Source organism: Moorena sp. SIO4A5 (assembly GCF_010672005.1).
In the GTDB taxonomy this organism is placed as follows: domain Bacteria; phylum Cyanobacteriota; class Cyanobacteriia; order Cyanobacteriales; family Coleofasciculaceae; genus Moorena.
In genome coordinates this window covers 1-9,888 of sequence record NZ_JAAHHZ010000188.1, presented here as the reverse complement: position 1 = coordinate 9,888, position 9,888 = coordinate 1, and the positions used below count along the sequence as shown (strand labels likewise).

Below are 9,888 nucleotides of genomic sequence, written 5' to 3'. Positions count from 1 at the left end.
TGATCAGTATCTGAAACAATTACGGGAATACTTAGGAGAACGTTACTCCTATGACGACATTAAACTAGTCCGTGCTTGGTGGCGACGGCAGGATAATTGATATATAGCATTTCTCCCACTTACGAGGTACAGTCTTCTGTGATTAGTGATCCCCCCTAACCCCCCTTATCAAGGGGGGAATCTGATGTTAAAACTATCTTAAATATTGCATGTATGGCTATTGCCTTAAAAAGATAAGCTTTGTAACTCACCAAAATAAGAATTGCCATATTTATTGCTATCCGCAGCACTAGAGATGATTATGAAATGATCGCACAATGCCATCCTGTGCTTTGGGTATACCCTTACATGTTACTGGATCAGATCCTCAATTTTGAAGTCTAAAATATCACACAAGGCTTTAGTCTGTTCTGGATAAAGCTTAGGCTTGTGCCGATCCGCCTCCCAGTTAATCACTGTAGACTCTACTACATCACAGGCTCTGGCAACTTGTATGCGAGTTAAACCTAGACTTTCACGGCGTTCTCGTAGTTTTTTTCCTAGGGACATTACCTTCTCCGGTTGTCTTGTAGCAGTCGTTTACCTAAATGTATTTGACTATTTATAGTTTATCTTATAGGATAGGGTTTTGTGCAATAGGGCAGGTAAATTAATATCAATGATTTAAATTAAGACCATAGATATAGGTGGGAAGGCGTAGGGTGCGTTAGGGAAGGGCTCGCCCTCATCTTCCACCTCGTAGCCAGGGTTGATATAGCCCGCCCCGTAACGCACCACTAAAGGTATTGAGCTAAAGGCTGACCACTGACCACTGACAGCTGACCACTGATTTCTTAGCATGAAATTAGTGTGTAGCGGTGTGATGCTTAAGAATTGGGATCACCAAACAAATCAAATCCCCGTCTAGGTCAGAGCGGGGAGTCTCAACATGCTAGCATCAATTAATTGGGGAAATGAGTAATGACAACAGCCCACAACCTTTATCAGCAAGACTTTTACTTGTGGACCGAGGCGACTGCGCAACAGTTACGGCAGGGTAAGTTTGCCCAAGTTGATGTAGCGAATCTGATTGAAGAAGTCGAAAGCATGGGTAAACGGGAAAAGCGCGAGTTAAAAAGTCGTTTGATTGTGTTGCTGATGCATTTACTGAAGTGGATGTATCAACCAGGGAAAAGGAGCGACAGTTGCCTCAATACTATCACTGAACAGCGTATCGGTTTGGAAGAACTGCTGGAGGATAGTCCTAGTTTAAAAACGTTTTTGCCAGAGGTCTTTGACCAATGTTATCAGAAGGCTCGGATTAAGGCAGCCCAGGAAACTGGGATTAAGTTGAACACTTTTCCTTGTCAGTGTTCTTTTGCTCAGGAGCAGGTTTTGGAAGCTGGTTTTTTCCCAGAAGTGTTGAATCGGGAATGGGGAATCGGGAATCGGGAATCGGGAATCGGGAATCGGGAATAGGCAATAGACAATAGTTAATAGGGAATAGGAAGCAGCGATGTAGTCGCTACTCCCTATTTTTTAAAACCCAGGAAAAAAGTACTTTAAGGAATTTAAAACTGGTATACTTCAACTCAGTAACTACTATCTGCGGAAGGAACTGCCTCCATCTTTGCTGTCACCTACCGGTCCCTTGCCATCATTCGGTGGATTGTAATTGTTTAATGTATTCATACTCATGAAGGAACTGCCTCCATCTTTGCTATCACCTACCGGTCCCTTGCCATCATTCGGTGGATTGTAATTGTTTAATGTATTCATACTCATGAAGGAACTGCCTCCATCTTTGCTGTCACCTACCGGTCCCTTGCCATCATTCGGTGGATTGTAATTGTTTAATGTATTCATACTCATGAAGGAACTGCCTCCATTTTTGCTATCACCTACCGGTCCCTTGCCATCATTCGGTGGTGTGAAAGCATTTACCATCGGTAGTTGTGATAGTTGTAGTTGTTTTGATGCTGATATTGGTAACAGTTGTGGGTTACTAAACTCAGGATTTTCATGGATTAGCTGGTACAATTTCCAGAGTGATCCGCCATTTTTGCTGTCACCAACAGGCCCCTTGCCATCATTCGGTGGTGTGTAATTCATTACTATCTGTATTTGTGATGATTCTGATAGTTGTTGGGAGTCTTGAGATGATGATTGCTGGTCAATCGGCTCAGAATTACTATGATTTGCTTGCTCGAATCCCTTCACTATTGTTGCTGCTAATTGTTGCAAGCGCTGTCTTATGTTGATAGTGAAGGAAACTAGTGTTGTCCAAAGCTGCTTTAGCCAATTATTCATTTGAGAATACACCTTTTCTAGAAATTCACCAAACACCGACCCAGGCGGCGTTTTTTCATTGATACTTGTTACAGCGCCTCTCAAGCCAACTTTTCGCAGATGATCAGAAAAATTTTTTTTTGAAGCAAAATTTGCTTAGCTATTCTAGTTTCCTTGGTGTTTGAGATCAGATCCGGATCCATTTGAGTTGTGAACGATTCCCCTTAAGAAAAGGCAAGAGGCAAGAAGCAAGAAGCAAGAGATAATCAGGTATATAGGGATTTTTGCTAAGGTCAAAAACTGTAATTATTGTTTCCAACTCAAATGGAAATGCTAGAGAATTCCTTCGATAGCTAACGGAGTGATTGCTCCAAGTGGTTTGCGGTAAACCACTACAATTACACTAGTGCCTACCAATGCTAAGGCTGATGGCAGCAGAGGTACCCATACTCCTAGAGTAAATAGACCAAAGCATAGGAGATATAAACCCCCTGTCGCTGTGATGGTAGCGAGTCCCCAATACAGTATTCGACCACAGCGCCAGGCAATGGTACCACCAATGATTGACCAACCCCAAACCCAGAACAGGTCTCCCCAGGGCGACCACACCGATAATAATGGACGCTCACCAAGAGCAGCACTGATCATCTGACTGACCATCTGGGCGTGAATAATTACCCCTGGCATTTCTTGGTATGGCCACTGGAGGGCACTGTAGGGGGTAGGATGGTAATCCTTGTGAATCTTTGCAGTTATTCCGATCAGAACTATTTTGTCTTTGACCCACTCTGGTTTGACCTTACCCTCTAGCAGCTCTGTGACAGTGACTCGTCGGGCGACAGTTTCCCGGTAATTGAGTAACACCTGGAACCCCCGATAATCACGATTGTGATAACCCCCAGCATTAGCTGACAAATCTCTTAATACAGTCTTACCCAAGCCTATTTTATTGATAGCAATGATTTTTGCCTTGATTCCCTCTTGGGCTAAGTAATGTAATGCGACCCTAGCACTGAAGGAGTGGTGGGTGGCACAGGGGTCATCGTGGTAGGGATGCATAAATACAAGATGCCTACGGATAATGCCATCAGGGTCAACCATGATATTGCTATAACCAAGGCGGGATTCTGGCACCCCAGAGGGAGGTTTGATGCCTGAGTTTTCGGGGTTGTTAGCTACCCTAGCGCTACAAAGGGCAATTAATTTATGATTTTGCTGTAACTGACGGCTCAATGCCTGGTGACCAGGTTCTCTAGGACGTTCGCGAAAGATGTCTAAGCCAATCACTCGCGGTTGATCAGACTCTAGCTTGTTTAGCACTTGGGCTAGGGTTTGATCCGGGAGGGGATAGCCATAGCGCATGATCTCAGCATCTGTGGCTTCAACTACCAGCAAACGGGAGTCTACCCCTGGATTAGGTCGCAGCCGCATCAGCTGGTCAAATGCCTTTAGTTCCCAAAGCTGAAGCATTCCCAGCTGCCGGATTACCATAACTAAAATGGTAACAACTACACTGACGATCAGGGCGGATGGGAGCAGTTGGTTTTGGTGATTGCCACGCAACTGTTGCCAGGTTGGGGGTATGGCGGCGGGATTTTGACAAATCACTGGCAACCAACTGGCACAGGGACATTGATCTTCTAAACCTTGCAGTTTTTTCCGGGCTTCTTGCACTGCTAGATACAAGGACTTACCACTGGCAAAGGCTTTGAGAAAATATTGTAAAAACTGCTGTGCTACAAGATCCGGTACGGGCTCCCGCATAATAATCATGTGCGGAATGTGCAGCTGTTCTAGCTCATTGGCTAATCCTAAGCCATCACAGGAATTAAAAATTGCTAGGGACAATCCCCTTTCTATGGCTTTTTTGAGGGCTTCTCTGAGTTCGTCAATGCTTAAGCTATCGGTCTGATTGATATGAATCCGACCCCTTCCTGCTTCGGTTTCACTATGACCTGCAAAAAACAGAATATCCCAAGGTTGCTCCCACAGGGCTTCGTTGAGCTTCTGCCGTGGTTCTTCTACGAGGAAGGTAACCTCTGCAAAGGGTAAATTCTCTAGTAATTGTCGGTCTTGTTGGATATTAATTCCTTCGCTATTGCCCAGAATTGCTAGAATTCTAACCTTGTGTCGATCACGGCTCTGGTGCGATTTGCTTGGTTGTTGATACTCTGGAGTACTTAGGGCAATTTCTGCTTGGTGGTAACGCTCTAAAAATTCCCACTGATGCCAAGGAAGCTGCCTGAGCTGGGGATTTTTGGTACGAATCAGCACCCGGACTTCTTCGGTAGTGCCGACTTTTTCCAACCACTTTTCCCGCAGTGGACTAAATAACTCTGACTTGAGCCACCGATTTAAGCGATCGCATAATCCCTGACTCTGGTTGTTGATGGAACCACCGATTGCCACTCGTTTGATTTTGATTGCTCGCAAAGAGTTGCCCAGACTGCGATAGGTTGAGCGCCACTCACGATAGTGGTTAACGATGTTGGGGGCTGGAGGCAATCTGCCAGTAAGTTCTGTTTCGGGACGTTCGCTTTCTGAGCCAATTTCGAGAGTGACCCGAAAACCTTCCTCAAAATCCCCATCCAGCTTAAGAGTTACTAGCTTTGCCATTGGTTAGTTTTTTAACAGTTGACGGTTGACGGTTTACTATCAACCGTCAAAAATCAGCATTTTGTCTGATGTTATTTTCAGTTATAGCGCGTATGGAATAGGGAACAGGGAATAGGGCAAGACAGGGAGGGTGGCAGGTGTGGGGAGGGTAGGGAGGGTGGGGAGATGGGGAGATGGGGAGATGGGGAGATAGGGAGATGGGGAGATGGGGAGATGGAGAGATGAAATTGATGTTTAGTGCTAATTTCCAGAATTGGTATAGGGTTGATCATACTTATGAGCTACAGTCAATTTTCTGAGCGCTATTCCCTACTCCCTACTCCCAGGGAGTGCGCGTTCACGCTTAGCTTTGAAAAAGCGCGGGGTCGCACAGCTCCCTACTCCCTACTGGAGTCAGAGCTGCATCGCTCTTTCCTACTGATCCGAAGTTCCTTTATCCGCTGTTGCCTGTTTTGATCAATCCTAGTTTCACATTACAAACTCTTCGATCACACTGGCATTATCCAGAGCAACCTTGACACTGAAACGGTCTCCGGGTTCGCAACTAAAATCCAATTGAATGGCTTGATCCTGGTTTCTGGCTTGGGCATTGATCAGCATTTCTTGCTCCTCATCTAGCAAGAGCAACTGCAGATTGGGGGGTAGATAGGTTTGACCATTGATGGGATTGAGTTGTAGGAAAACATTCAGCTTTGTTTCGGATTCTGGGGTGAGCGCCACCACCAGAGCTACCCCTTGATTAGCTCCCCATTCAATCTGTTTACATCGCCTAATGGTCTGATCAGACTTGGTTCTAAAGGCGAAAGCTGCCTCAGCACCTTGGTTACCTAAAAGGGTTTCCAAACTCTGCCAACCTGCTTCAAACATATGCTCCAACCATTGACTGAGTTGTGTCATAGGTTGGAATTGATCGAGGTAGGCTGGTAAATCTTTTAGCGATCGCAATTGGTGGATGACTAATTGACTAGTTTCCGAGGTTGGGGAAAATCCCAACAGCGTCGCTTCAGTATGCTCTTGATCAATCTCAACGACTACATAGCCAATCCGGTTAAATCTAACCTCTTGGGGAATGGGACAAGTCAAATCACCGGGTTTGACAGGCCGACATTCCAAGCGCCCCAAACCGGTTACCCTCAGGTCAGCCACATTTTCAGCCAAGCGGACTACTGAATTCCAGCTATCCCCTGCAGTTAGGTCAGTCGGAATACCCAGGATCCGTAAATAGTTATTCACAGCACACACCGCCAGGGTGTTGAGATAGACTTGTTCAGCCTTTTGCTGGTTGGGTTGGTAGTGAGCGAATTGCTCAGCTATCTCTAGCGCCGACAGGGTAATCGGCATTGGGATTGACCAATCTGCTAGCATGTTGGCGTTGTGTATCATGATTTTTTCCTAGGTTGGGGTTTTGTGGTGCCTTTCGAGCTACCAGTCTTTGGCTTTTCTTCTATATATCCCTCGCATACACCAAATTTTCGCAACAGGGGTAAGCATTTACGGTTATAGAATTTGGGCAAATCTTTAGCTTCTGGTGGGGTTAGCTTAAATTCTGCTGCAATGGCTTTCCAAGGCTGATCAGGAGGGAGTCGAAGCTGGATTAGCACTTGGGCATTAATCTCAGGGCGTTTCCTAAAGCAAGTCTGACGTAACACTCCGTCTGGGTCTGTCTTTACCCAATCCAAGGTTTTTTGCCAAATTTTCATAACTGGTTGTAGATCAGGAGCAGCTGGTACCCTATCTACAGGGTCAATAGTTTTACCTTCCTCTTTGCTTAGGCCAGTAATTTGCCGCTTCTGTTGCCTATAGCCAGCATCTCGAAATCGTCTCAGTCGTTTTTTTAGTTCATCGTCGAGCCAAGTAATCACACCTTTGATAGTCGGGTCATACTCTTCAGGATGGCCACAGCAATATTCCCACATCTCTTGGAGAGCGTCATTATAATATGAGGTATATTCTTTCCAAAGTTTGCCGGATTTCATCACTAGTAAATGTATCTCGCTCAGTTTTTGCCGACGTTCCAGACTTAATGGTGGATGATTACATGCTTCAGCTATCAGCTGACGGAGTATTCGATCTAGATTTTTCATCGGTTATGTCCCTGTTTTAAATGCGATCGCGTAGCGTGACCTACGGTCAATCGTGTTTAGTACGCATTAGTCTATCGATAGCGGTTCTCAAGTTAATTGTTAGTAGTTTGTTGTTTATGTTGGTAGATGCTTACACTAACTACTAACCTCTACTCCTGATCAGAAGCGCTACAAAGGGCAGCCCGAAGACTGGACTCAGTATTGACCATCCCTAGACATCTTAGGCATCAATCTTGGGGAATGGCAAAAGTCACCCAGTATTTATTTACACGAGTGATCGGGGGGTTTTTCGCAAAAAAGCCCAAAAAAATTTTTTGTCTGATTTTTTTGCGAAAACCCTGGTTGAGAGGTGCTGTAACAAATGGCTAAGCCAATTGTGATTCAACAGGTGCGACCCGTGGCGAATTTAATTCTTAATGGGTCAAAAGCACCATTAAATTTCAAATCCAGTTAGTGGGTCAACAGACCATGTATACTCTCACCAACACTCTAGAAAAATCCGCTCCTCAGGTGCAACAGTTAGACAATGGTCTACTGCAAGGAGTACTAGAAGGTTTTATTGACGGTGTTTTAATTCTGAATACACAAGGAGAGTTGCTTCATAGCAATGAAATCGCTCGTGTTCTTTGTGAGCAACTTACTCCGAACAGCAAACATTTTACGGTGGTGCCTCAAGAAATCTGGCGTGTCTGCCAAGCCTTGAAAGACAGTGATGAATTCTATCGCGATCAATCTGTAATTATAGATTCAGAGATTACTACGAGTCACTCCACAACGTTTCGGATTCGGGCTCGATGGCTCAACCTGAGGATATCTGAGCAGCCTTATATTTTAGTTACCCTCGAAGACCAACGTCAATCCATTCATAGTATAGCCCTAGCTGAAGTTCACAAATATGGCTTAACTGCCCGTGAGGCAGAAGTCTGGTTACTGCGTCGAGTCAATTACTCCTACAAAGAGATTGCTGCGGAACTGTTTGTTACCCTCAATACCGTGAAGAAGCACATGAAAAACATTCGTGCCAAGCAGCAAATGGCGATGATGATGGAAGAAATGGCTGCTTAGGCGCATAATTAGCCATTTGGAAGACAGATATTCAATGCCCTACACAGGGCATTTTTTTGTATAGCGCGATCGCGTAGCGTGGCCAACGGCCAATCGCGCTATAGGGTTTCCAAATGAGATGTAAACCTAATCAGGTATTTTTTCATTGTCAAATAACACTCCGAATCTCTTTACCATCTTGCCTTTTGCCTCTTTTATGCAAGCCAATTCCTGCAATACGTCTGTTTACAAATCATATAAAAACACGCTTATTCCGGTTGTCATACTAATCGGTTAAACAAAATTGTTTCCCGATTCCCGATTCCCTACTCCCTACTCCCTACTCCCTACTCCCTACTCCCTACTCCCTACTCCCTACTCCCTACTCCCTACTCCCTACTCCCTATTCCCTATTCCCTAAAGATTTTGCCCCAAAAAATTTTTTCTGATTTTGTTGCGAAAAGTTTAGTTCACAGGCGCTGTAACAAGTAGCCAAGAAAATGGCGATAATCCTCTCCTGTTTTAGTTTTTTGATTAACTGTTGGGAAACTGTCCCAGGTTAATAGGAAACGGTTACGCCCCATATGGGGCGTTTTTTTTTAGCTGGATCCCAACAGTTCAATCAGTTACCCACTTTGCCAATTCATCTAGGGTAACTTTCAGCAGGTCACACAATACCTTGAGCTGATTTGGGTAGAGTTTGGGGATATGCCTGCCCGCTTCCCAATTTTGCACCGTGGTAACGGTTACGCCCAATTCATGAGCGATTTCCCGCTGGGTGATATTTAGGGATTCTCGTCTTTTTTTAAGGTTGTCCCCTAAAGTAGTCATTACTGTCCTATTTAAAAGTTAACATAATTAAGTTTACTGAGTTATATGTTACCGCTAATCTCACTAGAGATTCTGAGGGGGCGACGAAATGAGCTAAAACGCAGATTCTATAAGCGACCTAGCCCTTAAACCGCGTTGATAATACTTTCGTTGTCTTGATGCAAAGCGCGAGTGGGGGAAACCACGGCAAAGCGCGAGTGGGGGAAACCCCGATGAGCGACTGCATCAAGAAGCGGGATAACTTTTGACAATATTATTTGTTGTTCTGTTAGATTACTACTGCCTAACTTTGGCAACAAAGTAAAATATACTGGAAACGCCCTGTCAGCCATGCAAAGCGCGAGTGGTTTGTTCGCGTTCGCCTTTGGCGTGGCCTACGGCCAAGCGCGCCTTTGGCGATAGTTACCGTAAGACAGGCTCGCCTTAATCAATAAGTTTTAACCATGCATCTGCATAGCCTACCAACCATAAAGGCTCAACGTAATCAGGTTTCGTCTCCGGGGGGAACCCCCTGTTCCCTTGCTGCATCGCTTTTATCCTAAATGAGGCTAACCATGAATAAATTAATGCGACCCCAACTTGTTCGATCTATTGCTATATAAATTAGTTTCTCCGAGGTAAAGTATGTTTTCAAAACTTATTCAACTATTGGAAACAAAACTTTTTCAATGATGAGATTTGGCAGCGATAAAAATCTTTGTATTATTTTTATTTGGCTTTCAAATTTAATGGATAAAGGTAGAGCATTTGCTAACTTTTATAAACTGACTTTATTGAGTAATTGTAAAAGATTAATCAGGATTTTTAAAAAAATATAATCGGCTAGACTTAATTGACTTTTTAGGTGGTTTTGGTAGAATGTTGGTAACATTGTCAATACGTAGGTCTTGTTGCAAATTTAGAGACCTACTTTTTTTGACCACAAAATGCTACTAGCTTTACATACCAAGCATTTCAGCCTGTTTCGTCGCCCCTTCAGCTAGACAACAAAATTTAACGCCTAAATAAAAATCTTGATACCTTTGTTCAACCTCATAGCGCCATT

At 44.3% G+C, this 9,888-nt stretch carries 10 protein-coding genes and 1 pseudogene; 4 read left to right on the top strand and 7 right to left on the bottom strand.

Annotated elements, in window-relative coordinates; all coding sequences use genetic code 11:
• Window positions 1-351: 351 nt before the first annotated feature.
• Window positions 352-549: a helix-turn-helix transcriptional regulator gene (locus F6K57_RS31425; RefSeq protein ID WP_070391622.1), complete on the bottom strand. Its 198-nt coding sequence runs from the start codon at window positions 547-549 to the stop codon at window positions 352-354.
• A 411-nt stretch (window positions 550-960) separates the two neighbouring features.
• Here F6K57_RS31425 and F6K57_RS31420 point away from each other — a divergent pair, with 411 nt between their 5' ends.
• A complete protein-coding gene (locus F6K57_RS31420; RefSeq protein WP_293027363.1) occupies window positions 961-1,458 on the top strand; it encodes a DUF29 domain-containing protein in 498 nt (165 codons plus the stop codon).
• A gap of 123 nt (window positions 1,459-1,581) precedes the next feature.
• Here F6K57_RS31420 and F6K57_RS31415 read toward each other — a convergent pair whose 3' ends face one another.
• Together F6K57_RS31415 and F6K57_RS31410 are read right to left on the bottom strand one after the other, a co-directional pair.
• Window positions 1,582-2,373: a hypothetical protein gene (locus F6K57_RS31415; protein ID WP_293072042.1), complete on the bottom strand. Its 792-nt coding sequence runs from the start codon at window positions 2,371-2,373 to the stop codon at window positions 1,582-1,584.
• A gap of 228 nt (window positions 2,374-2,601) precedes the next feature.
• Window positions 2,602-4,884 carry a CHASE2 domain-containing protein gene (locus F6K57_RS31410; protein ID WP_293072041.1) on the bottom strand — a complete coding sequence of 761 codons (2,283 nt, stop codon included), beginning with the start codon at window positions 4,882-4,884 and terminating at the stop codon, window positions 2,602-2,604.
• Window positions 4,885-5,057: 173 nt separating this feature from the next.
• Between F6K57_RS31410 and F6K57_RS31405 the strand changes: the two genes are divergently transcribed.
• The gene (locus F6K57_RS31405; protein ID WP_293027354.1) at window positions 5,058-5,183 is read left to right on the top strand and encodes a hypothetical protein; all 126 of its coding nucleotides are present in this window, start codon (window positions 5,058-5,060) and stop codon (window positions 5,181-5,183) included.
• Window positions 5,161-5,340 carry a hypothetical protein gene (locus tag F6K57_RS31400; protein WP_293027351.1) on the top strand — a complete coding sequence of 60 codons (180 nt, stop codon included), beginning with the start codon at window positions 5,161-5,163 and terminating at the stop codon, window positions 5,338-5,340. The genes F6K57_RS31405 and F6K57_RS31400 overlap by 23 nt, the downstream gene beginning before the upstream one ends.
• A 12-nt stretch (window positions 5,341-5,352) precedes the next feature.
• On the opposite strand, the gene F6K57_RS31395 is transcribed toward F6K57_RS31400, so the two are convergent.
• The gene (locus F6K57_RS31395; protein WP_293027348.1) at window positions 5,353-6,267 is read right to left on the bottom strand and encodes a DUF1822 family protein; all 915 of its coding nucleotides are present in this window, start codon (window positions 6,265-6,267) and stop codon (window positions 5,353-5,355) included.
• Window positions 6,264-6,968: a sigma-70 family RNA polymerase sigma factor gene (locus F6K57_RS31390; RefSeq protein ID WP_293072040.1), complete on the bottom strand. Its 705-nt coding sequence runs from the start codon at window positions 6,966-6,968 to the stop codon at window positions 6,264-6,266. Before F6K57_RS31390 ends, F6K57_RS31395 begins: the two co-directional genes overlap by 4 nt.
• Before the next feature lie 468 nt (window positions 6,969-7,436).
• Here F6K57_RS31390 and F6K57_RS31385 point away from each other — a divergent pair, with 468 nt between their 5' ends.
• A complete protein-coding gene (locus F6K57_RS31385) occupies window positions 7,437-8,033 on the top strand; it encodes a helix-turn-helix transcriptional regulator (RefSeq protein ID WP_293072039.1) in 597 nt (198 codons plus the stop codon).
• 597 nt (window positions 8,034-8,630) lie between these two features.
• Here F6K57_RS31385 and F6K57_RS31380 read toward each other — a convergent pair.
• The gene (locus F6K57_RS31380) at window positions 8,631-8,843 is read right to left on the bottom strand and encodes a helix-turn-helix transcriptional regulator (RefSeq protein ID WP_293027339.1); all 213 of its coding nucleotides are present in this window, start codon (window positions 8,841-8,843) and stop codon (window positions 8,631-8,633) included.
• 541 nt (window positions 8,844-9,384) lie between these two features.
• Window positions 9,385-9,714, bottom strand: a pseudogene (locus F6K57_RS31375) (IS4 family transposase); the annotation flags it as partial.
• Window positions 9,715-9,888: the final 174 nt, after the last annotated feature.